Annotated in this window: 22 protein-coding genes, 1 tRNA gene and 1 riboswitch; of the genes, 15 read left to right on the top strand and 8 right to left on the bottom strand. The window is 39.9% G+C overall.

Annotation, left to right across the window (positions count from 1 at the left end; translation table 11 throughout):
* Nucleotides 1-66: 66 nt before the first annotated feature.
* A complete protein-coding gene (locus WBF63_RS07870; protein ID WP_424369161.1) occupies nucleotides 67-1,191 on the top strand; it encodes an ATP-binding protein in 1,125 nt (374 codons plus the stop codon).
* Between the two features lie 55 nt (nucleotides 1,192-1,246).
* Here WBF63_RS07870 and WBF63_RS07865 read toward each other — a convergent pair whose 3' ends face one another.
* The 3 genes from WBF63_RS07865 to WBF63_RS07855 all read right to left on the bottom strand — a co-directional run bounded on the left by WBF63_RS07865 (nucleotide 1,247) and on the right by WBF63_RS07855 (nucleotide 5,027).
* Nucleotides 1,247-2,050, bottom strand: a complete 804-nt coding sequence (locus WBF63_RS07865) for a DUF6263 family protein (RefSeq protein ID WP_424369160.1) — start codon at nucleotides 2,048-2,050, stop codon at nucleotides 1,247-1,249.
* Nucleotides 2,051-2,135: 85 nt separating this feature from the next.
* Nucleotides 2,136-3,206, bottom strand: a complete 1,071-nt coding sequence (locus WBF63_RS07860; protein ID WP_424369159.1) for a YncE family protein — start codon at nucleotides 3,204-3,206, stop codon at nucleotides 2,136-2,138.
* Between the two features lie 3 nt (nucleotides 3,207-3,209).
* The gene (locus WBF63_RS07855; protein ID WP_424369158.1) at nucleotides 3,210-5,027 is read right to left on the bottom strand and encodes a TonB-dependent receptor plug domain-containing protein; all 1,818 of its coding nucleotides are present in this window, start codon (nucleotides 5,025-5,027) and stop codon (nucleotides 3,210-3,212) included.
* A 33-nt stretch (nucleotides 5,028-5,060) separates the two neighbouring features.
* Nucleotides 5,061-5,237, bottom strand: a riboswitch (cobalamin riboswitch).
* 95 nt (nucleotides 5,238-5,332) lie between these two features.
* Here WBF63_RS07855 and WBF63_RS07850 point away from each other — a divergent pair.
* Entirely contained in the window at nucleotides 5,333-5,656 is a 324-nt protein-coding gene (locus tag WBF63_RS07850) for a DUF4870 domain-containing protein (RefSeq protein ID WP_424369157.1), read from the top strand.
* A gap of 35 nt (nucleotides 5,657-5,691) precedes the next feature.
* Nucleotides 5,692-5,964, top strand: a complete 273-nt coding sequence (locus tag WBF63_RS07845) for a TM2 domain-containing protein (protein WP_424369156.1) — start codon at nucleotides 5,692-5,694, stop codon at nucleotides 5,962-5,964.
* 71 nt (nucleotides 5,965-6,035) lie between these two features.
* Here the strand turns inward: WBF63_RS07845 and WBF63_RS07840 are convergent, their stop codons facing one another.
* Both WBF63_RS07840 and trmB read right to left on the bottom strand, forming a co-directional pair.
* Complete coding sequence (locus WBF63_RS07840; protein ID WP_424369155.1) at nucleotides 6,036-7,478, bottom strand: M20/M25/M40 family metallo-hydrolase; 1,443 nt, start codon at nucleotides 7,476-7,478, stop codon at nucleotides 6,036-6,038.
* Nucleotides 7,479-7,484: 6 nt separating this feature from the next.
* On the bottom strand, nucleotides 7,485-8,162 hold the full coding sequence (trmB, locus tag WBF63_RS07835) for a tRNA (guanosine(46)-N7)-methyltransferase TrmB (protein ID WP_424369154.1): 678 nt from the start codon (nucleotides 8,160-8,162) through the stop codon (nucleotides 7,485-7,487).
* 111 nt (nucleotides 8,163-8,273) lie between these two features.
* Between trmB and WBF63_RS07830 the strand changes: the two genes are divergently transcribed.
* From WBF63_RS07830 to WBF63_RS07790, 9 genes are all read left to right on the top strand, one after another.
* Nucleotides 8,274-8,348: transfer RNA gene (locus WBF63_RS07830), tRNA-Val, on the top strand.
* Nucleotides 8,349-8,810: 462 nt separating this feature from the next.
* A complete protein-coding gene (locus WBF63_RS07825; RefSeq protein WP_424369153.1) occupies nucleotides 8,811-9,791 on the top strand; it encodes a pyruvate dehydrogenase complex E1 component subunit beta in 981 nt (326 codons plus the stop codon).
* A 74-nt stretch (nucleotides 9,792-9,865) separates the two neighbouring features.
* Nucleotides 9,866-12,409: a DUF5686 family protein gene (locus WBF63_RS07820; RefSeq protein ID WP_424369152.1), complete on the top strand. Its 2,544-nt coding sequence runs from the start codon at nucleotides 9,866-9,868 to the stop codon at nucleotides 12,407-12,409.
* 50 nt (nucleotides 12,410-12,459) lie between these two features.
* Nucleotides 12,460-13,155, top strand: coding sequence for an AIM24 family protein (locus WBF63_RS07815; RefSeq protein WP_424369151.1), 696 nt, complete (start codon nucleotides 12,460-12,462; stop codon nucleotides 13,153-13,155).
* A 233-nt stretch (nucleotides 13,156-13,388) separates the two neighbouring features.
* Nucleotides 13,389-16,124 carry a sodium-translocating pyrophosphatase gene (locus tag WBF63_RS07810; RefSeq protein ID WP_424369150.1) on the top strand — a complete coding sequence of 912 codons (2,736 nt, stop codon included), beginning with the start codon at nucleotides 13,389-13,391 and terminating at the stop codon, nucleotides 16,122-16,124.
* 88 nt (nucleotides 16,125-16,212) lie between these two features.
* Nucleotides 16,213-17,439, top strand: a complete 1,227-nt coding sequence (locus tag WBF63_RS07805) for an MFS transporter (protein ID WP_424369149.1) — start codon at nucleotides 16,213-16,215, stop codon at nucleotides 17,437-17,439.
* A gap of 123 nt (nucleotides 17,440-17,562) precedes the next feature.
* On the top strand, nucleotides 17,563-18,819 hold the full coding sequence (locus WBF63_RS07800; RefSeq protein WP_424369148.1) for a peptidase U32 family protein: 1,257 nt from the start codon (nucleotides 17,563-17,565) through the stop codon (nucleotides 18,817-18,819).
* A gap of 90 nt (nucleotides 18,820-18,909) precedes the next feature.
* Nucleotides 18,910-19,140 (top strand): ferredoxin, encoded by a 231-nt coding sequence (locus tag WBF63_RS07795; RefSeq protein ID WP_424369147.1) that lies wholly within the window; start codon nucleotides 18,910-18,912, stop codon nucleotides 19,138-19,140.
* Entirely contained in the window at nucleotides 19,137-19,703 is a 567-nt protein-coding gene (locus WBF63_RS07790) for a 5-formyltetrahydrofolate cyclo-ligase (RefSeq protein ID WP_424369146.1), read from the top strand. The genes WBF63_RS07795 and WBF63_RS07790 overlap by 4 nt, the downstream gene beginning before the upstream one ends.
* Here WBF63_RS07790 and WBF63_RS07785 read toward each other — a convergent pair.
* Complete coding sequence (locus WBF63_RS07785; RefSeq protein ID WP_424369145.1) at nucleotides 19,658-20,254, bottom strand: hypothetical protein; 597 nt, start codon at nucleotides 20,252-20,254, stop codon at nucleotides 19,658-19,660. The two genes, WBF63_RS07790 and WBF63_RS07785, sit on opposite strands and share 46 nt — an antisense overlap.
* Complete coding sequence (locus tag WBF63_RS07780; RefSeq protein WP_424369144.1) at nucleotides 20,244-21,275, bottom strand: hypothetical protein; 1,032 nt, start codon at nucleotides 21,273-21,275, stop codon at nucleotides 20,244-20,246. The genes WBF63_RS07785 and WBF63_RS07780 overlap by 11 nt, the downstream gene beginning before the upstream one ends.
* 141 nt (nucleotides 21,276-21,416) lie before the next feature.
* Between WBF63_RS07780 and WBF63_RS07775 the strand changes: the two genes are divergently transcribed.
* From WBF63_RS07775 to rnhA, 3 genes are all read left to right on the top strand, one after another.
* A complete protein-coding gene (locus WBF63_RS07775) occupies nucleotides 21,417-21,719 on the top strand; it encodes a hypothetical protein (protein ID WP_424369143.1) in 303 nt (100 codons plus the stop codon).
* Between the two features lie 88 nt (nucleotides 21,720-21,807).
* Nucleotides 21,808-22,545, top strand: coding sequence for a lysophospholipid acyltransferase family protein (locus tag WBF63_RS07770; RefSeq protein WP_424369142.1), 738 nt, complete (start codon nucleotides 21,808-21,810; stop codon nucleotides 22,543-22,545).
* Between the two features lie 17 nt (nucleotides 22,546-22,562).
* Nucleotides 22,563-23,048 (top strand): ribonuclease HI, encoded by a 486-nt coding sequence (rnhA, locus tag WBF63_RS07765; protein WP_424369141.1) that lies wholly within the window; start codon nucleotides 22,563-22,565, stop codon nucleotides 23,046-23,048.
* On the opposite strand, the gene WBF63_RS07760 is transcribed toward rnhA, so the two are convergent.
* On the bottom strand, nucleotides 23,045-23,572 hold the full coding sequence (locus WBF63_RS07760; protein ID WP_424369140.1) for a hypothetical protein: 528 nt from the start codon (nucleotides 23,570-23,572) through the stop codon (nucleotides 23,045-23,047). The two genes, rnhA and WBF63_RS07760, sit on opposite strands and share 4 nt — an antisense overlap.
* Between the last annotated feature and the right edge of the window lie 26 nt (nucleotides 23,573-23,598).

Here is a 23,598-nt window from a genome sequence, read left to right as displayed (position 1 = left end):
TATTCTCCTGAATTTACTTTCAGATTCTTCTCTCAAATTTATAAATTAAAAACTTACTTTTGGGATATGAATTGGGAGAATATCGTCGGACAATCAAAAATCAGTGAAAAATTAAGAAATTCTGTAGCGGAAGGAAGAATCAGCCACGCCCAATTATTTTCAGGCGAGAATGGCTGGGGAAATCTTGCCGCCGCAATCGCTTATGCTTCAGAAATCTTGGCTTCCGAAAAAGGCGACGCCGTCAGAGCCAAAGTCGAATCACTGCAACATCCCGATATTCATTTTAGTTTTCCGGTTACTTCCACGGAAAAAATCAAAACACCTACCAGTAATCATTTCATCAAGGAATTCCGTGAATTTGTGCTGGAAAATCCATTTGGAAGTTTGTATGACTGGTTGGAATTTGTGGAAGTTGAAAAAAAACAGGGCATCATCAATGTACACGAAGCACAGGAAATCGTCAAATTTCTTTCGCTCAACAGTTATGAAGGAAGTTATAAATTCGTCATCATCTGGCTTCCCGAAATGATGAATGAAGCCGCTGCCAACAAACTCCTGAAAATCCTGGAAGAACCACCCAAAAAGACGGTTTTTCTACTTGTGACAGAACGTGAAGACTTATTATTACCCACGATTATTTCCCGTTGTCAATTGGTAAAACTAAACCGATTGACCGATGAAGAAATCGCAGAATATCTCATTCAGGAAAAAGGTTTAAATCCGAACGATGCCAAACGGATTTCAGTTTCGTCCAACGGTAATTTGCGCGAAGCGCTGAAAAATACAGATTCGGCCAATGAAGAATTTGAAACTTTCTTTGTGCAATGGGTAAGAAATGCATTTATGGCGGCAAAAAATCCTGCAGTGCTGAAAAATCTGGTCAAATGGGCAAACGAAATCAGTAGCTGGCCAAGGGAAAAACAAAAACAGTTTTTGACTTATTGTTCCGAAATATTCCGTCAGGCATTATTGAAAACCTACCGCGCAGAAGAATTGGTTTACCTACAATTAGGCGCCGAAGGATTTAACTGGGACAAATTTGCGCCTTTCATTCACGGTGCCAATATCGCCGAAATTTTGGAAGAATTAAACGAATCTTCTTATCATATTGAAAGAAATGCCAATGCCAAAATCGTTTTACTGGATTTGTCCATTAAACTGACGCGGCATTTGCATAAAAAAGCGGCTTAAATAAAAATCCTGTAAAGTTTAACCTTACAGGACTTTATTTAATTAATTCAGCGAATTAAATCGCTTTAAAATTCACTGTCATTTTCATCGGCTGTCCTTCAACGTTCATATCGAGATTCATCGTCCCGTCTTTGGTTAAACCGCTGTTTCGGTCAAGTTTATAATCTCCGCTGAACCCACCGATTTTATTTCCTGCATCATCTTGAATGTCACCAGTCGTCCCGATGATGATATCACTTACAGTCACTTTTTCAAGTTTCATATTCATTTTCATGATGCCGGCACCTTCAAGCGGTCGTTCTGCTGACCAGGAGTCACCTTCTCCAACCGGTTCTTCCGGCATCGGAATGGACATGGAACCCATATCGCCCATTTGTTGCGAACCCATATTTCCCGGCAGTTGGAATTCTGAAATTTTACCGCGTTCGTTCATTTTCATTACAATCGGTTTTGTGAAAAATTCCTTCATCTGTTCGTGAAGAATTGCGCCCATTCCGGTATGTTCAGTGGCTTGAGAATCATAATTCATTTCCATTCCTCCGGCATTCATATTCATTTTGATCGAATTGTATTTCAATTCGTAATCATAAACATCACCCTCTTTTCCGGTAACTTTCATGTCCATATTAGCGGTCATGTTCATACTTATGCTTTGAGCACCCTGTGAATTCATATCCATGGTCATAAGCGTTTTCTGGGTATCACCTACTTTGGGTTTCAGCCGAATCAAAACTTTTTCGCCTGTAGCGGAACTTACCGATTCGATTGACATTTCAGAAGGAGGAGCGTCCTGTGCTCTGCTGCAACTTTGATTGAAAAACAGCGATGCACCCACAAGTACCAATAAGAATTTTTTCATAATTATGATTTTTGAAAAGCCAATATACGACAAAGAAAAAAGTCCCGAAATAATTTCCGGGACAAATTAGATAGAATGCTATAAATCAATCATTAAATACAAAGTCGCGAGGCAAAAGGCCCATGGAGTGATCGCTTAATAAATTCCCCGTAACATCATAAATCCATAACTTTCCGTTCGAGGCAAAATCCACGGCATCAGTGATGTAAATTCGTTGATCCTTCACCGAAAATCCATAAATCACATTCGGTTCACTGACTGAAAACAAAGGAGAATCCGAAAGCTCAGGAGAAGCAGGATCGAAAGAATAAATCTCTGAATTCATAGTATAATAAAACCGATTATTTGAATAACTCAAATGCATAGGGTGACTGGAATTACCCAATTGAGAACTAAAAATCAAAAGATCGGTGGACAAATCCACTACATGAAGGGAACCTCCCGTCTCATTTCCTGTCCAAGCGGGAATACCCGAGGATAAAACATAAAGTTTCCCATTTTCTTCCACCATCGAATCGGGAACATCACCCACCTCAATGGTCTGAGAAACCGTATTCGTAAATGCATTGATGACCGAAACCGAATTTCCCTGATTCCATCCACCCGCATGTGCTACATAAACTTTTCCGTTCTCAGAAACCATTTTTTCAGGCCCTTCTGCTACCGGAATTGTGGTTTCCACCGAATAATTATTCAAATTAATCACCGCCACGAAATCATCTGAAGGATCCGCCGGATCCCCCCAATTGGACACAAATCCTTTTCCGTTCTCAATCAAAAAATAACGAGGATTGGATAAACCGCTTGAAATCGTTCCGATACGCTCCAAAGTATATCGATTCGCAACCTCAACGGTTCCGGAGCCGTTGAGCACGATGAAAATCCGGTCGTCCTCTGCATGCATACTTTGACCGGTATCGCCCAATAAACTTCCATTCACCGACTGATAAACATTGTTTTGAACTACTCCTCCCTCATCCAAAAAACTGAGAGAAGCATTTCCGCCACCAAAACTCCCTTCATTGAGAATCAAAATTCCATCTTCGAAATCTTCGGTGGAATGCGGTTCAAACGCAAGATCATCATCGCTGCTACAAGAGCTAAAAGTCAAGGCAAAAAACACAAGACCTGCTGCTAAGAATTGTAATTTTTTCATTTATTAGAATTTTAAATTTATATACAGATTGAAATTTCTTCCGGGCATCGGCCGGTTTAGAACGTTTTGATAGGCTTCATCCCATAGGTTCAAAACCTGAGCGCCTATTTTATAATCTCGGTTTCTGCCAAAGGCGAATTCCAAACCGAAATTAGAAACCGGATAAGCCGCTAATTCATGCTCATTTTGCGTATCGGTAAAGACTTTCCCATTGTACATGAACTGATAATACGCCGAAATCCATCGGTAAGAATAGCCCGCCGAAGCCGTCGCTTTGTGAAAAGGAACATACATCAATTGCTTTTGGGTCACCTGATTTTCCGAAACCGTATATGCATAAGATCCCTGAATTTCAAAATTATGATTCCCCCATTTTCTTTCATAATTCAATTGGGATTCCAAACCGTAAACCTCTACTTTTCCGATGTTTTGAGGCGCCCAGATGGCACCGTCCGGGATCCATTGCAATAAATCTTTGACCGAATTATAATAACCCAGAATATCCAATGAGAAATTCCCAAATTTGAATTGATTGCCCAGCTCCGCCTGATGGGATGTTTCGGGTTTCAAATCAAGGTTTCCACTTCCGGGCCAATAAAGATCATTGAAAGTCGGCATACGGAAGTTTTTGGACGCATTCAAACGAAGCTCATAAAACTTTGAAACCTCCCATTTCAAACCCAAAGAATACAAAAAGGGCGGCCGATAACTATCGGCAAATTCCTGGCGAATGCTCGCTTCGTACAAAAGTTTTGAATTCAATTGGTGTTTCCACAAAAGACTTGCCGATGCGATTTGTCGTTTGGCCCAAAGAATTTCAGAACCAATTCCCTCGGTATGACTGAAATCCAGAATGGCATTCAAAAGGAAATTGTTTTTATTCCATCCCAAATCATAGCGCGCCATCCAGGTATCTGAATCGCCGAATTCATAATCCACGGTTTGCAAAGTCGGGAAATACCGGTATTCTTCGCCCAAATGAACGAGTTTCAGATTGGAAATCCAGTTCCCGGATTGATAGTCCCATTCGGCCATAAAGCGCGAATTATAATCTTCGTATTTTGATTGAATCGAATTGAGTCCAATCAATGAAAAATGTCGTTTTCCATCCGAAATATGGCTGTGCAACTTCAAAGAATGTCCCGGACGAAAGCGATAAGCAGCCGAAAGATTCAAGTACTGATTGTAATATTCGCCGTTCGCATTTCGTAAATCCGTCTCGTGAATTTCATAATCATTGTCAGAACCCACTCTTCCCATCGCCAGATTGAGACTGAGCTGATCGTTGGAATAAGTTGATTTCAAATTCATTCCGTAGGAATTAAAACTTCCATAGCGCGCCGAAATTTGATTTTCCAATCCACGATTGAAACGGATTTCATTGTTCAGATGAATGCTTCCGCCCACAGCGCCACTTCCGTATCCGATGCTTCCGCCACCGGCTTGAACGCTGATGTTGTCAAAAGCCAAGGTATTCAACGTATTGAAATCGGATTGCCCCAGAAATTGAGAATTGACGTTGATGCCGTTCCAGATGACGGCCGTTTGGGAGGCCGTTGTTCCCCGGAAAGAAGGCGAAGCGACCATTCCGGCACCGTTTTCTTTCAGGTAAACGAGTGAATTGAAGTTCAATAAGGAAACCGCTGAACCACCGCTTCGCTGCAAAACCGAGCCCGAAAGAGTCGTCGTCTTCCTTGTTTCAGTAAAACGCAATAGGTAACTGTCTGAAATACTTGCTTCATTCAGCTGAACCGTGTCGGATTGTGCAAAAACCAGTCGAAACATCGACATCATGCACAGAAATAAAATTTTATTTTTCATCGTGCTCGTTGCTTTTCCGCCGAAAGCAAAAAATTATGGGTTAATGAAACGGCAGGTCTCCTGGCTTGTTCTTTCTCCTTCCCATACGCCGCGACGCACAGTGGATTGTAGATTAAAAAATTGAACTTACAGTTGCGGGGACAGCTCCGGGTTTTCACCGGATTCCCTTTTCATCCGCCTGTGGCGGACACCGATTCGGTTGCAAATATAGAGTTTTAAGTGGTTTGACAAATCTTTAAACTCAAAAAACTTGTGAGATTTGGAAAATAAGTTAAATTTGTTAACATAATAAAAATCAAAAAATTATGGACGAAAAAACTACTGGAATTGTAAGTTATCTTACTTGGATAGGCTTGTTGATAGCCTTCGTTGTACGTAAGGAAAAGACAGATTACACGAACTTTCACATAAGACAGTCTTTGGGTATTATGTTGTCATCTTTTGCGGTGGGAATCATCGTTTACATCATGGCTGCGATTTTAGGAGAGATCGGCGGATTAGTTGGTTGGGCGCTGTATGTGCTTGTGATAATCATGTGGATTATTGGTTTTATAGGCGCTGTTCAGGGCGAGAAAAAACTGGTTCCTGTGTTGGGCGATAAATTTCAGGAGTGGTTTAAATCTATTTAAATCAATTCTCATAAATTTGCAATAAATCAAATCATATGGAAGTACATTCACAAAATCCACAACCACAGCCGGAAAAGACATCAGATAAAAAACTTATCGCCGGACTTCTGGGCATTTTACTAGGAGGTCTTGGTGTTCATAAATTTTATCTGGGTTATACACAGACCGGAATTATTCAACTTATCGTAGGCGTTCTAACTTGTGGAATCGGCGGTATAATCGGACTGATTGAAGGCATTATTTACCTGACGAAATCTGACGAAGAGTTCGAAGAAACTTACGTTCGCAATCAGAAACAATGGTTTTAATTTAATTCTTAACGCATAAAAAAAGCAACTCTGAAAGAGTTGCTTTTTCATTTGTATAAAGTTCTGATCAATTATTTCACTAAAAATTTCTTCACGATTGATTTGCCTTGTGCATCTTTGAAAGCTGCTACATAAACGCCGGCAGGTAATACGCTGATGTTGACTTTTCCGGAAGCATCCAGATTGGATTTGCTCAATACTCTTCTTGCAGAAGTATCGATGATTTCCAAAGATTTGATTTTACCGCTGGCACTGCTGATTTCGTAAATCAATTCTTTGTTGTTTACCACGAGACTAACTGAAGGTTTGGAAACTTCTGAAGTGGAAAGTGTAGATCTTTTCGCCACCTCAATGATGAATTCCAATCCGAGTTTTGTGAATTTCGCAGCGTGATTGGAATCTCCGCTTACCGAATAAACATCACCCGTTGTGTGAATATGTGGATTGCTGTCGTTAAATCTCGCTTCAAACGGAAAAGAAGCCAGATAACCACGAGCCTTCCAGGAAGCATGATCTGAACAAGCGTAATTACAAGCTGAACTTGTATAAGTCAGTGCATGTGTTCCGGTATTGTTGTAATGCTCCATTAGTTCGATAAGAAAAATATTCAAATCGCCGCTGGTATAATTGTCCTGAATGATGGCAATATCCTGAACAGAACCATTGTAATTAGTCATATCAAACTGAACATAGGCCACCACATTTTTATTGTCATTGAAATAATCTTCGGCAATTTCGTCTGAACCTACCAATCCAATTTCTTCTGCTGCATAAGCCATGAACTGAACGGTTTTTTGCGGTTTATAATTATTGTCCAGTAAAACGCGAATTACTTCCGTAATAGTAGCGATTCCCGAAGCATTGTCATCGGCACCCGGCGCGTTGCTGGCAAATTGCGTGATGGAATCTGCGTGTCCGCCAATGATTACATATTCGTCCGGTTGTTCCGCTCCTTCAATAGTCATAATCAGCGAAGGCATAGGTGTACCGAAATGTTCAACAACCTCGAAAGACACATCGGTACGATTTGCAGCCGTTGCAAGCGCCTGCCATTTGTCGCGGAGGTCATAAATTGCTTGTTCAGCTTCGGCTCTTTGGTGGTACCGCGTTCCGAAATCCTCAAGCATCAGGATGGTTTCTTCGATGTTCTGCGCATTTACCATATCCAGACATTCCTGAACGTATGCATCTTCTGTAATGGTAAAATCCATTACGTCATAAGCTCTTTGAAAATTTTGCTGAATGAAAGAAATGGCTTCTTGTTCCGATTTTTTAAAAACGAACCCCGGACCATGAATCACCACATTTCCGTGAAGTTGGTGCGCTACATCTTCCTTTACATATACTGCAGACTGATCGCCGTTTGTAGCAAGAATCTGAATTCCGTCGGGGTTTGCATCTTTCAGCGCCTGTGCATTTTCTGCATACATAGTTGCATGAAACCAGTCATTTTCCTGGGCAAATAAAAGTCCCGAAACCATTAAGATTAAAAGGGAATAAATTTGTTTTTTCATTGTGTGTTAATATTTTAAGCTGAAACGAATGTACGTAATATTTTTATTCTCTTCCAAGAATTTCTGTTCGTAGAAAGTCTGTACGGACGTGATTTCCTCAGGTAATTCCTTATTGTCAGGATGGTAAACATTATGACTGGAAATCAATACTTCATGACCTTGCATCTGGATAATTCCATGGGTATAGCCATGGAGAAACTCACTATCGGTTTTCAAATGAACCAGCCCGTTTTCAGTTAAAACCTTGTGGTATTTTTTGAGAAATTCCGGATGCGTTAATCGGTGTTTGGTACGTCGAAATTTGATTTGCGGATCTGGGAAAGTAATCCAGATTTCACTGACTTCATTTTCGCCAAAGGCATAATCAATGAGTTCAATTTGGGTACGCAAAAATGCTACGTTTTTCATTCCATTTTCAACGGCAGTTTTGGCACCACGCCAGAAACGGGCGCCTTTGATGTCAATTCCGATGAAGTTTTTATCGGGATACTTCTGAGCGAGCGCCACGGTATATTCACCTTTACCACAACCGAGTTCCAGGACGATTGGATTTTCATTTTTAAAAAATTCGGCATTCCAATTTCCTTTTAAATCAAATTCTCCCATAACTTCCTGACGCGTGGGCTGGAATACGTTATCAAAGGTTTTGTTTTCGGCGAATCTCTTCAGCTTATTCTTTCCCATAATTCTTTGTAAATCAGTCGGCGAATTTAGTCCTTAAAAATATTTTACCCAAATTTGAAAAAATTATTTGCAGAACTGAAAAACCTACTTATATTTGCAGTCCAAATTTGAGGGAGCATAGCTCAGTTGGTTCAGAGCATCTGCCTTACAAGCAGAGGGTCGGGGGTTCGAATCCCTCTGCTCCCACAAAACTCAAAAAGCCTTACAGGAAACTGTGAGGTTTTTTTGTTTTCTGAAATGTTGAAATTTTAATTTCAAAAATGAAAGAAAACAAAAAAATATTCAAGATGAAATCTTGAAGGCTTTTTGAGCTTTGAATCTTCCCATTTAGGGATCAGCGATAGCTAATCCCAAATTTTTCAGATGTTTGTCCGCATATTTTTTATCTTTAGCTCAATAAAATTTAGGGGTAGACCCGCAGGGGTCACTGGTTTTCCATATCGTTGCAGCGTTGGGGTCTATCCCATTTTTCACTAGTTTATATTTTGCGCATTTCGAAAGAAAAGAATTAAGACATTTTTCTAGCTATTCAAAACCCAGATGGTTAACATAAAACCTCGCCCAATATCAATATCCGGACTTTTTAAAAGCATTTATGAACATTATTTAGCCAAAACTCCTTACTTTTGCTATCCTTAGAATTTCAAAATGGCAGAAAAAACATTCAGAGAAGTCATTGCCGAAGCAATGAGTGAAGAAATGAGAAGAGACCCTTCGGTTTATCTGATGGGTGAAGAAGTAGCAGAATACAACGGAGCTTACAAAGCTTCCAAAGGTATGCTGGACGAATTCGGGCCGGAACGTGTAATCGACACACCAATTGCCGAAGGCGGATTTTCCGGCATTGCTGTGGGTTCAGCCATGACAGGTTGTCGCCCGATTGTAGAATACATGACGTTTAATTTCTCGCTGGTGGCCATTGACCAAATCATCAACAATGCCGCAAAAATGTACCAAATGTCGGGCGGACAATGGAATGTTCCCATCGTTTTCCGCGGACCAACCGGTTCAGCAGGACAATTGGGTGCAACGCATTCACAGTCTTTTGATAATTGGTACGCCAATACACCCGGACTAAAAGTTGTGGTTCCATCCAATCCTTATGACGCAAAAGGATTATTGAAATCCGCAATTCGTGACAACGATCCCGTGATTTTTATGGAATCCGAACAGATGTACGGCGATAAAATGGACATTCCCGAAGATGAATATTTAATTCCGATCGGGGTTGCAGACATCAAAAAAGACGGAACCGATTTGACGATTGTTTCTTACGGGAAAATCATGAAAAATGCTTTGGCCGCTGCTGAACAATTGGAAAAAGAAGGCATCAGTGCAGAAGTCATCGACCTGAGAACTTTGCGTCCTTTGGATTACGATACCATTATCAATTCGGTTAAGAAAACCAACCGATTGGTGATTTTGGAAGAATCATGGCCTTATGGTTCCATTTCGACGGAAGTAACTTATATGGTTCAACAAAGAGCATTTGATTATCTGGATGCACCGATAAAAAGAATCACCGCTCCCGATATTTCAGCGCCTTATTCGGCTGAACTTTTCAAAGAATGGTTTCCCAGCGTGGAAGAAGTGGTGGATGCAGCCAAATCTGTCGCTTACAAGAAATAAACATTTAAATTTGTTAAACATAGAAACCTTCCTGAATTTGGAAGGTTTTTTTATGGATATTTGCTAAACGTTTTATGACTTTCAACCGGCTTATCGTTTTATTATTGCTTTTGATTTGTGGATCACTGGCTGCTCAAGTAAAGGTTTCGGGTAAAATTACCGATGCCGCTACCAAAAAACCTGTGGCTTATGCTGATGTAACTTTACCCAATGCCGGCGTTTTTACCACTACAAACACCGATGGCAGTTTCTATCTCGAATCCGAAAACAATGATTCTATTTTGGAAATTACCGCTGACGGATTTGAATTCCAAGAAATTGAACTCACTTCAAAAGTTAATTACAATCTTGTCATTACGCTGACTGCCGATGCTTCGCTATCGGAAGAATCCACCATTTCGCTCCAGGAAGCAACCATCACCGGCCGACAAAAGAAGTACAAAAACAAAAAAGAAAACCCGGCGTATGCCATCATGCGCGAAGTCTGGGCTAGAAAGAGAAACAATGGACTGCGAAACGTTCCTCAATATGAATACGAGGAATATGAAAAACTGCAGTTCGACCTGAACAATGTGGACAGCGCACTCACCCAAAACCGGGTTTTCAAGGATATGGAATTTATTTTCGAGAAAATAGATACATCCGACATCACCGGAAAAGCCTTTCTCCCGGCCTTTCTCAACGAATCCATTTATAAAGTTTACGGGAAAAATTTACCCACAAAAAAGGAAAGAAAAGATTTGGTGGCCAATAAAAGTTCGGGATTTGATGACAACGAAATTGTGGGCCAAACCCTGAAAAATCTTTACAAAGAATTCAATATTTACGAAAATCGACTTAATTTCTTCAATATCAATTTCGTAAGTCCGATTGCACGCGACGGATTTTCGGTTTATGAATACGAACTTTCCGACACGATCAACATTGACGGCATTGATTGCTATCGAATTAAATACTATCCAAAGAGAGACGCCGGACATACGTTCAAAGGCGATTTTTACATCAGTATGAAAGAATACGCCGTGAAGGAAATCGATATGCAAAGCACCAAAAACATCGATGTGAACTTTGTGCGGGATATCTTTGTGAGCCAACAATTTGACGTGAAAAACGATTCAGTTTTCTTATTGAAACGCGAATATATTTTATTGGATATGAGTCTTTTGAATAAGAAAGAAACTTCAAAAGGTTTGTTTGCGCACCGAACGGTTTCTTACAAAGATTTCAATTTTGATAACCCTCATCCGGACGAATTTTACAACGAAAGAAATCACGATCCTTATACTTCGGGCGCTTTTGAGAAAAATGATTTGTATTGGGCAAACGCCCGCCACGAAAGACTTTCCCGAAACGAAGATGGGATTTATGAAATGCTCGACAGTCTTCAGCAAGTGCCTCGTTTCAAGCGAATTGTGAAATCGGTAGAAATTCTCGGCTCGGGTTATTGGCAAGTTTGGAATGCCATCGACATTGGAAATTTATATTCTTCATTTGGATACAACGATATTGAAGGTTTCCGTTTACGTGCCGGCGCACGAACTTATTTTTCACAAAACGATATGTGGCGAATTGCCGGATATCTCGCTTACGGCTTCAGAGATCATCAGTTTAAATACGGTGCCGAAGCAAGGTTTATGTTCAATAAATTTAACCGCTTCCAAATTGGAATTGGAACCAAACGCGATATTGAACAATTGGGCGTTCAACTCACCACTTCCGACGGGATTATGACCAGAAGTTTTGCATCTTCCTCGATCATCGGACAAGGAAGCAATGACAAACTCAGCCATATCAACAAGACGAATATTTACACTTCGATTGATCCCTGGAAAAATTTCACCGTGCGGATTGACGGAAATTATCAGACCACACGCGCCGGAGATCCGGCCTTGTTCAACATCGGCTACATCAACGAAAAAGGTTATCGGGAAGAACATCTGATCGATACCCAAATCAGTTTGTCTTTGATCGCTCGTCCGGGTGCGAAATTTTCCCGATACGGAATCGACCGATACGAACACAGCACTTTGGCACCGACCATTATGTTGCGTTATACCAAAGGCTTCAGCGGACTTTTTAACAGTCAGTTCAATTACGACAAACTCCAGTTTTTATTCAGCAAACCGATTCTGATTGGTTCTTTGGGGAGAAGTGATTTAACGGTCGAAGCGGGGAAAATCTTTCAAGGTGTACCGCTTTCTTTGCTGAGTGTAATTCCGGGAAATGAAAGTTACGGACAGATTCCGGGCATATTTTCACAATTGGATTATTATGAATTCGTTACCGATTCCTATGCGACTTTTATTCTCGATCATCATTTCAACGGATGGATTTTCAATAAAATTCCTTTGATTAAAAAATTAAAAATCAGAGAAATAGGATTTATCAGAGCGGCTTGGGGCGATATCTCAAAGGAAAGTTTGGAGATGAACCGTTCGGACATTGAGTATTTGGCGCCGAATGATAAAATTTATTTCGAATACGGATTTGGAATTGAGAACATCGGAATCGGGAATTTTCGTCCGTTCCGAATTGATTTTAACTGGCGTGGAAATTATCTGGAATTGCCCGATGCGCGAAAATTTGGTGTTACAATCGGAATGGGACTTTCTTTTTAGGAAGTTTTCATTTTGAAATTAATTAGATAAACTAACTTAATTAATACATTATGAGCGAATACTCTTTACAATCATTCATTGCCAAAAAACGGCAGAATGATGCCGAACACGATTATTTTGAACTCGAAACACCCCAAATGCTGGAAATCAACCTGAATAATCAGTTCGTTTGGTCCAAAAATGGGGCAATGGTGGGCTATACTGGCAACATAAAATTTCAGCGGGAAGGAATGCTTTCCGGCGGACTTGGAAATTTATTAAAAAAAACACTTACGGGAGAAGGTGCCAAATTGATGAAAGCCGAAGGAACCGGGCGACTCTATCTGGCAGACAACGGCAAAAAAGTACAAGTCTTACATCTTGATAATGAGTCGATTTGTGTAAACGGAAACGATATTCTAGCGCACGACCAGACGATTAAAAACCAGATAACGATGCTGAAAAGTGTAGCCGGAATGATGTCGGGCGGGATTTTTCAGGTACGCCTGACCGGAACCGGACACATTGCAATTACGACGCACGGCGATCCGCTGGTTTTGATGGTCAAACCCAATGAACCCGTTTTTACCGATCCCAATGCCACGGTGGCCTGGTCAGGGAATCTTAGCCCTGAACTGAAAACAAACGTATCTTTCAAAAGCCTTCTCGGTAGAGGAAGCGGTGAAGAATTCCAAATGAAATTTTCCGGAGATGGCTGGGTTCTGATCCAACCCTATGAAGAGGTCTATTTCCAACAGGGAAGCTAAATCTCAAAATAAGGAGACTTTAGGTAAATGATAAAATAGTGATTTAAGGATTCCTAACTAATTGAGGTATAATTTTGTCGAATTCTCAAGATAAATTTCAAATTTCTTTTCAAATAAACGGAATATGCTATATTTGCTGATTGTTAAAATTTTTATAAAAAACGAAATGTTTTATGTGAAAAACAGAGAATTAAGACATTATTTGACAATTAAAAACAATTAAAATTATACAGATGGAACAACTCTCTTTATGGATTCCGGTAATCCTCGCTATTGTAGGATTATTGATGATGATTTCAAAATTCATGTGGGTAAAGAAGCAGGATGCGGGGAATGAAAAAATGCAGGGAATTGCAAAAAACATTCAGGAAGGCGCACTGGCTTTCTTATCGGCCGAATACCGTTTATTATTAATCTTCGTAATCGTTGCGTCTGCTGCATTGTTCGGGATTTCCACCATCGTGGATACCACAAGCTGGCTGATTGTTCCTGCGTTTATCATCGGAGCGATTTTCTCTGCACTTGCGGGGAACATTGGGATGAGAGTAGCAACTGCTGCAAACGTTAGAACCACACAGGCTGCACGTACAAGTTTACCAAAAGCGCTGAATGTTTCTTTTTCGGGAGGAACCGTGATGGGACTAGGAGTGGCAGGTCTTGCTGTATTAGGTCTTTCTTTGTTTTTCATATTTTTCATTAATCATTTCGTAACAGGTGGCAAACCTTTTTATGACGAAATGACCATTGCGTTGGAAGCTCTTGCCGGATTCTCTCTGGGAGCTGAGTCTATTGCGCTTTTTGCACGTGTGGGTGGAGGAATTTATACCAAAGCAGCCGACGTTGGAGCGGATTTAGTAGGTAAAGTTGAAGCCGGAATTCCCGAAGATGATCCGAGAAACCCTGCTACGATTGCCGATAACGTAGGTGATAACGTAGGTGACGTAGCCGGTATGGGAGCTGACCTTTTTGGTTCTTATGTAGCAACTGTTTTGGCTTCCATGGTTTTGGGGAATTATATTATCAAGGATTTTGTAACTGCCAATGGAACTTCTTTTACAGATGAGTTCGGTGGAATGGGACCTATCATCCTGCCGATTATGTTTGCCGGAGTAGGAATTATTGCTTCAATCATCGGGACATTCTTGGTAAAAGTTAATTCAAACGAAGCCAAAGAAAGTAAGGTTCAAGCCGCTTTAAATTTAGGTAACTGGTCATCTATCATTATTACTGCTATCGCAGGATTCTTTTTGATCAATTGGATGTTGCCTGAAACCTTATACATGGATTTCTTCGGAGAAGGAATCAAAGAAATTTCCAGAATGAACGTCTTCTACGCAACTTTAATTGGTCTTGCCGTTGGAGGGTTGATTTCTGCATTTACTGAATATTATACAGGATTAGGTAAAAAACCTGTTGTGAACATCGTAAGAAACTCATCGACCGGAGCCGCAACCAACATCATTGCAGGTTTGGCTACAGGGATGATTTCAACTTTTTCTTCTGTTTTATTATTTGCAGCTGCAATCTGGGGTTCTTATGAATTAGCCGGATTCTACGGTGTGGCAATTGCCGCTTCTGCCATGATGGCAACTACTGCGATGCAGTTGGCAATCGACGCTTTCGGACCAATCGCAGACAACGCCGGAGGAATCGCCGAAATGAGTGAACTTCCAAAAGAAGTTCGTGAAAAAACCGATATTCTTGACTCAGTGGGGAATACGACTGCGGCAGTCGGAAAAGGATTTGCAATCGCTTCTGCGGCATTGACGGCTCTTGCATTATTTGCAGCTTATGTAACCTTCACAGGAATCGACGGAATCAATATTTTCAAAGCCAAAACTTTGGCTGCTTTGTTTATCGGAGGAATGATTCCGGTTGTGTTTTCCGCTTTGGCGATGCAGTCAGTTGGAAAAGCAGCGATGGCCATGGTGGAGGAAGTACGTCGTCAGTTCAAAGAAATTCCTGGGATTATGGAAGGAACCGGAACGCCTGAATATGGCAAATGTGTTGAAATTTCAACCAAAGCCGCATTGAGAGAAATGATGTTACCGGGAGCATTGACTATCATCACACCGATTATCATCGGATTTGTTATGGGAGCAGAAGCACTTGGAGCTTATATGGCGGGTGTTACCGTTTCGGGTGTACTTTGGGCTATTTTCCAAAACAATGCAGGAGGTGCTTGGGACAACGCAAAAAAATCTTTCGAAGCAGGAGTTGAAATCAATGGCGAAATGACTTACAAAGGATCTGAGGCACACAAAGCTGCTGTTACCGGTGACACGGTAGGGGATCCATTCAAAGATACTTCAGGACCATCCATGAATATTTTGATTAAATTGACTTGTTTGATCGGATTGGTAATCGCTCCTATTTTGGGCGGACATGCTTCAAGTGAGGCCGATGCTTTAGTTGAAGGTGAAATTACAGAAAATACCGAAGTCGCTTATGCAGAAACAATAGATGCCGATGGGAATTTTGTATATGACTTGGGAGAAACTTCTGAAATCAAACTTCCATCAGGTAAAACATTGAATGTAGGAAGTTCTTCCAGCGAACAAAAATTATACAGATTCCTTTCCAATACTAAATTGGAACAGACCGGTGCGAGAGGAGATGCATGGAAATGGGTTTCCCTGGACAGAGTTCATTTCAAAACAGGTTCTTCTAACTTATTGGAGTCATCTCAAGAGCAGTTGCAAAACATTGCAGACCTGATGGCGGAATATCCCAATGCGAAAATCAAAATTGGCGGATATACCGACAATACTGGTGCAGAAGAAGTAAACCTGAATGTATCTACAGAACGTGCAAACGTGGTAAAATCTACACTGGCTAAATTAGGTGTCGATGAAAGCAGAATGCAATCTGAAGGTTATGGCGCTCAGCATTTCGTATGTGAAGCCAACGATACCGACATTTGCAAAGCCAAAAACCGAAGAGTGGACATCAAAGTTGTTTCGAATTAATTTATAAAAAATAAAAAATCGAAAAGCAGTCCAAAAAGGGCTGCTTTTTTTGGCTTAAGCCGGCAATTAACAACACGGCAAAACATAGATGAGACTTTTAAAAATTTATACCGATTCTTTCAAAGGCCTTTCGGCAGAAAGCTGGATGCTAGCAGTGGTAATGCTGATCAACCGCTCCGGTTCTATGGTGCTTCCTTTTCTGGGAATCTATATGACCGATCATCTGGGGTTCAGCCTGAAAAATGCAGGATTGGTTTTAAGTTTCTTTGGAATCGGTTCCGTACTCGGTTCCTGGCTTGGTGGTATGATTACCGACAAAATCGGTGAATTCAAAGTTCAGTCTGCCGCACTGTTGTTGAGCGTTCCCCTGTTTTGTATGATTCCGCTTTTCAAATCAGAAGTGGGACTCGCCATTATAATTCTTTTACAAAGTACCGTAAGTGAGGCTTTTCGCCCGGCCAACTCCGTTGCTATTACACGTTACGCCAAAAAAGGAAATATCACACGTTCGTTTTCGTTGAATCGAATGGCAGTGAACTTGGGGTTTTCCATTGGACCTGCACTCGGCGGAATTCTATCGGCGATTTCCTATAATTTTCTTTTCTTCTCAAATGCGCTGGCTGCACTGATTGCGGGAATCACTTATATCTGGTTTTTCCGTAACCGAAGTCACAGAAACCGCGAAATCGTCAAAGAAACCACATCAAATCCAAAATCTCTTTCCCCTTACAGAGATCAGAAATTTATTCTATTTGCTTTTTTCTGCCTCTTGTTTTCGGTTTGTTTCTTCCAAATTCTCAATACATTGACTATTTTTTACAAGGAAGAAGCCAAATTATCCCAAAGAACCATCGGATACATTCTCGGATACAGCGGACTTATCATCGTAATTCTGGAAATGCTGTTCGTTCAGATTGCCGAACGAAAGTTTAAACTGAGGTTTACTCTTTTCCTGGGAACATTTCTTTGTGGAATTTCCTTTGCAATTCTTGGATTTAACAACAGCCTCGTCATTCTCATTATCTCCATGACCATACTATGCGTAGGCGAAATCTGGACGCTTCCTTTTATGTCCACCGTTACGGCACTTAGGTCTGGCGCTGACAATAAAGGTGCTTATATGGGACTTTTGGGAATTGGATTTTCGCTGGCGTTTATCATTACACCTTCTTTGGGAACTTTCATAGCCCAGGAATTTGGTTTCAGTACATTATGGATTGGAACCGGAATTTTGATGACAATCGCAGCCATCGGATTCTATTACATCATCCCTTGGATGCTTGGTGATAAACAGAATGAGTCCGATATGGAGTGATTTACTTTATAAATTTCAAATAGTTAAGAATAATTTAAATCTTTCATGATTTTATTTGTTCCGAAGTAATTCGGATGAACCTGTGAGGTTTTTTTGTAATTTTGCAGATTCAATAAAAAGGATATGACAAAAGACGGAAAAATGGAATTGATGGCACCGGCCGGGAATTTTGAATCTCTGCAGGCTGCCCTTGACAATGGAGCGGATTCAGTTTACTTCGGAGTAGAACAGCTGAACATGCGTGCGCGTGCTTCGATAAATTTTACCATGGATGACCTTCCGGAAATTTCCAATCGTTGTAAAGAATTAGGTGTACGGACTTATCTCACGCTGAACACGATTATTTATGACCATGATCTTTCTGTCATCAAAAGTCTTATGGACAAAGCCAAAGAAGCGGAAATTACTGCCGTGATTGCTATGGATCAAGCGGTGATTGCTTATGCACGCCAAATCGGGATGGAAGTTCATATTTCTACTCAAATCAACGTGACCAACATTGAAACGGTTCGTTTCTATGCGATGTTTGCCGATACAATTGTATTGAGCCGCGAACTGAGTTTGAGTCAGGTTAAAAAGATTACAGAACAAATCAAAAAAGAAAATATATGCGGACCATCCGGAAATTTGGTAGAAATCGAAATTTTCGGCCATGGAGCGCTTTGTATGGCAGTTTCAGGAAAATGCTACCTGAGTTTGCATTCGAGTAACTCATCAGCCAACCGAGGTGCCTGCAAACAAAATTGCCGTAAAAAATACACCGTAATCGATCAGGAATCCGGATTTGAAATCGAACTGGACAACGAATATATGATGTCACCCAAAGACCTTTGCACCATTGATTTCCTGGATGAAATAGTCGACGCTGGCATCAAAGTTTTGAAAATCGAAGGACGAGGTCGTGCCCCGGAATATGTGGCCACCGTCATTCGTTGTTACCGCGAAGCCATCGATTCAATTGCCGATGGAACTTTCTCAAAAGAAAAAACCGATTACTGGATGACTTTGCTTCAAACCGTTTACAACAGAGGTTTCTGGAGCGGATATTACCTTGGTCAAAAATTAGGCGAATGGTCGCCGGCAAACGGCTCTATGGCCACGCAAAAGAAAGTGTACATCGGAAAAGGAAAACATTTTTATCCGAAAACCAATATCGGTCAGTTCCAGATTGAAGCTTATGACTTGAAAATTGGTGATAAAATATTGATTACAGGACCAACAACCGGCGCTAAAGAAACGACTGTTTCTTCTATGATGGTGGAAGATTTGGTATCTGATTCTGCAAAAAAAGGTGATAATATCACCATTCCGATTGATTTCAGAATTCGTCCTTCCGATAAATTGTACAAACTCGTCAAAACCGAATTTGCGGAAGCGTGAAATTGATGAGTGTCGGAGCGTTTGAGTGTTGAAGAGTTAGAGGGGATAACTTGATAACTTGAAACCTTAAACTTTAAACTTGAAACTTAAATGGTTATCATAACTTTACAAAGGGACAAATGTATAGGCTGCAATTATTGCGCTGAGCTGGCACCTGAAAAATTCCGGATGTCCAAAAAAGATGGAAAATCGGTATTATTGAAAGCCATTGATAAAAAAGGTTTTCATACACTGAAAGATCCAGATCACAGTATTTTTGAAGATTGCGATCGTGCTGCCAAAGCTTGTCCGGTAAACATAATTTCGGTGAAGGAAACATGAAAAAGTCTGAACTCAGATCGCTTTATAAATCCAAAAGAAATCAGCTTTCTGAAGTTGAAATCCAAGAATGCAGCCTGAAAATCCTTGAAAACCTAAAAAAAATGCCGATTTGGGAAAAATCGGTCTTTCATATTTTTGTGCCGATTGTTCAGAACTACGAAATCAATACTTTTCCCATCATTGAATCTCTTCTGAATCATGATAAAATAGTTTTGGTTCCGAAAGTAGTCGGAAAAAAAATGATCAGTTGCCGGATTGAAAAAGGAACCGAATGGACGACTGGAAAATTCGGAGTTCCCGAACCAACTGATTGCATTGAATTTGACAACAGCCAAATTGAAGTCATCTTACAACCGATGTTGATTTGTGACCGCTTGGGCAACAGAATCGGTTATGGCGGCGGATATTACGACCGATTTTTGTCAGAATTTCAAGTTCAACCTTTAAAAATCGGACTGAATTTTTTTCCGCCCATACCCAAAATTCAGGAAGTTGAACCTACCGATATTCCGCTGGATTACTGCGTTACAGGCGATGAAATCGTATCGTTTTCAGCCTTTTGAACCGACTTTAAATCAGAGAAATAGAAAATAAATTCGTGCTTGAATTTTTTCGGTTCTTTTTTCAAAATGAAAGTGGCCGATTTTTCAAGCGAATCGATGAGTCGTTTATCATTTGAAAAATAACGAACGCCGTAGTTCACAATTTTGACCGAATCGGGTGACAGGCTGTCTTTTTCAGACAATTTCAAATTGCTGATTTCCACGTAATTAACCCGTAACGAATCCATTTCTTTTAGCAAAAACGGAATATTAACCGTATCATTTTCAAGGAAATAACTTTTAATTTGAGGATATAAAATTTCGCGCAGTAAACTGTCGGAAGCATTTGCCGAATAAAGCGAAGTCAGTTCATATAATTCGGTTAATTTTTGTCGGGTAATGAAATTCACAGAAGCCAGCGAATCCATTCTGGAAACCGTTGTGGACTGATTTTTATAAGTTTTGATAACTTCAGGATCATGCTCACCCTGAAAAGTCGGTTCATTTTTACAAGACCAGACGGCAAAAATCAACCCTGAAATGAGCAGTATTATTAATGACTTAATTTTCATCTGAGTGGATTTTGAATTTGATTTTTACAATTTTCCCTTGTTTTCTTTCCGCTTCAATCAGCGTGAAATTTTTAAGGGAACTGGTGGGCAAGGATACTAAATTAATGTATTGTTTTTTACTCAATACTTCGACCCCAAAATATTCATTATCATATACTTGATAAATTAACGCGTCGTCTGCAATCATCGAATCAAGCATTTTGATTCTTTCTTTTACACTTTGTGAGGACTTGGAATAATGCCGTAACATAACTTTATAATCATCGGGTTCCAGGCGGATTGTTTCCATTCCTTGGTATTGATGCAGATTAATTTTAAAAGTGTCTTGTTTGTAATAAGTTGATTTAATGGTCATCAAGAGTGTGTCTTCTGTCGAAGCAAATTCCACACAACCTTGTTCTGTGAACAATTCCAACGGCGTAAATCCTTTTCTTGCAATGGTGATTTCGATAGGTTCTGTAATTCTGGAATTTCTATCGGTGTCTACAAAGCAGAATTCATAGGTTTTCTGATAGAAAAAACTGAAATAAACAGCGACTGCCGCTATTCCCAATCCAAAAAAACTCATCAAAGCAATGGGCCAAATCCGGTTTTTCTTTTTTACTTCCTTTTTGATTTCTCTGTTCTCCTCCGGTTTTGCCGGTGTCGGAATTTCTTTCGGAACGGCTTCAGGAATAATTTCCGGTTTTTCTTCAATTATCTCCGGTTTGGGTTCTGTTTTTAAATCATTATGCTGCTTCAATGCAAATTCTGCCCAACCCGTGTAACCTGCATATTGCGAAAGCAGATTGAGCATATCGATTCGCGGAAGCTTTTTAAATTCCGATTTGAAATAGGTGTAAAACCATTTTTCACTTACGGTTGAACGCATTTTTTCAAAAACATCTTCCTGAAAATTCACAATGTCCTGACCTTTCCACTCAGAAATATCCTGGGATGAGGCAGAATTTGACTCAAAAAAACGCTTTGTGACGTCTTTTTTCAGTAAATTAAATAATTCTATATCAGAAATTTTATTCAATTTTATAGGTTTAAATCTTTGATAATTAGCGTTTTGTAAATTGTAAAATAATTTACAAACTGATTACAACGCATTTTCAAAGAGACAGACACAAAGCTAATGTACTTTTGGAACAAATAAAAACCATTAAAAAATTTAGTTATGAAAAAAGTATTTGTAAAAGGATTCGCTTTGTTGGCTGTAGTAGCTTTGTCTTTCACTAACATCGCTTGTGAAACTAAAACTAACGAAGAGCAAGTAGAAGAAGCTGCTGCTGATGCAAACGAAGCTGCTGATGCTGCTTTGGAAGATGCTTCTGAAGCTGTTGACGCTGCTGCTGATGCTACATCTGAAGCTGCTGGAACTGTTGTAGAAGGTGCTGCTGAAGCTGTAGAAGGTGCTGCTGAAACTGTAGAAGGTGCTGCTGCTGACGTAAAAGACGCTGCTCAAGAAGCTGCTCAATAATCCTTTTAGGAAAAGCAAAATAAGAGCCCTGAATTTTCAGGGCTTTTTTTATTTGTTCTCACAGCGGATTTACTAATTTTGAAGGTCAATGGAAGGCTTCAGAAAAATAATGACACTGCTGTGGAAAATTTGGTTTTTAATTTTATCCACATTACTCATCATTACCATAGGAGTTTTTTGGACTTTCCCGCTGGCTTTGTCACCCAAAACTTTCCCACTTGCCTACAAAGGAATACGTTTGTGGGCGATTTTGATTTTTTACGGTTTGGGATTTCGGTTAGAATTAAATAAAAATCAAGATTTAGAAAAAAATCAACCTTATATATTTATCTCGAATCATACTTCGATTCTGGATATTATGCTGATGGCAATTCTTCATAAAAACCATCCGATTGTTTTTGTGGGAAAAGACGAACTGGCCAAACTTCCTATTTTCGGGCCTATTTACAGAAAAATATGCATCACTGTGGACCGATCCGATACGAAAAGCCGTACACGCGTGTTTAAACTTGCCAAAGAAAGAATCAGCCAGGGAAGTAGCATTGTGATTTTTCCCGAAGGCGGAATTCCTGATGATGAATCCATCATTCTGGAAGATTTCCTCGAGGGAGCCTTTATGATTGCGATTTCCACAAAAGTTCCCATTGTGATATATTCGATCAAAGGTGTGAAAGAAATGTTTCCATGGTCTTGGACCAGAGGTTATCCTGGTAAAGTATGCGTAAACTTAATCGATATAATTCCTACTGAACATCTATCTTTGCGTGATAAATCAGAGGTCAAAGAAAAGTCCTACAAGCTGATTTATGATGATCTTATAAATTAATATTTAATTTCGAAATATTGGCCATCATCGCATATACAGACGGTTCATCGCTTGGAAATCCTGGCCCGGGCGGATATGGAACTATTTTGCTTGAAACCGAACATAAAATTAAAAAAGAATTCTCACAAGGATATCGTCTCACGACCAACAACCGTATGGAACTGATGGCCGTAATCATTGCCTTGGAAAAACTGAAAAAACTTAAATCCGAAATTACCATTTATACAGATTCGAAATATGTCTGCGATGCAGTAGAAAAAAAATGGGTGTTTGGATGGGAAAAAAAGGCGTTCAAAGGCAAGAAAAATGAAGATTTATGGCGAAGATTTCTTGTTTTGTATCGATTACACAAAGTTTCTTTCCAATGGGTAAAAGGACACGCCGGAAATGAATTCAACGAACGAGCCGACGTCTTGGCTGTAGCTGCTGCCAATTCATCCAATCTGCTCGTGGACGCGGGTTTCGAACAGCAAACTTCCAAAGATGAAGGAAGTCTTTTCTAATTTCTGCTTTTAAATTCCATATAGAATTTCTTGTCGGATTGTTTTATTAAATCTTCAGAACAGTTTTTTAATTCTCCTAATGGCATATTATCAGTAAATTTAATTTCGAAAGGATTTGAATAAATCATTACCGAATCATTTGTCATCACCATTTCACCTGAACCTCGATATAATTTATAATTATCTCTTTTCAGAAAAAATACTTCCATTTCGGATATAGTTCCTTCGGCCAGAAATTTATATTCCAGCTTCAATGTATCACCGGATATTTCTCCTTCCACTTCACCGATTGATCCGTCTTTTTCAAAAAAATCATAATTCATCCAACCTTTTATTTCATTCCCATCACGTTGATAATGTAAACTGATAGAGTCTTTTCCATTTGTGAACTGATAGCAATGAAAAGATGTCATTTCTTTATTTTCTGTTTCAATCTTTTCAATTTCTTGTAGGTTCTCTGATTTTGAATCGCAACTATAAATTCCGATTAATAATAATACAAGGATTGAAATTCTGATTTTCATAACTGATTCTTTTACTCAAATTTAAT

It is taken from the genome of Moheibacter sp. (genome assembly GCF_049672845.1).
Classification (GTDB): Bacteria; Bacteroidota; Bacteroidia; order Flavobacteriales; family Weeksellaceae; genus Moheibacter.
The sequence above is the reverse complement of the archived record's forward strand: the minus strand, read 5'-3'. Positions and strand labels throughout refer to the sequence as shown.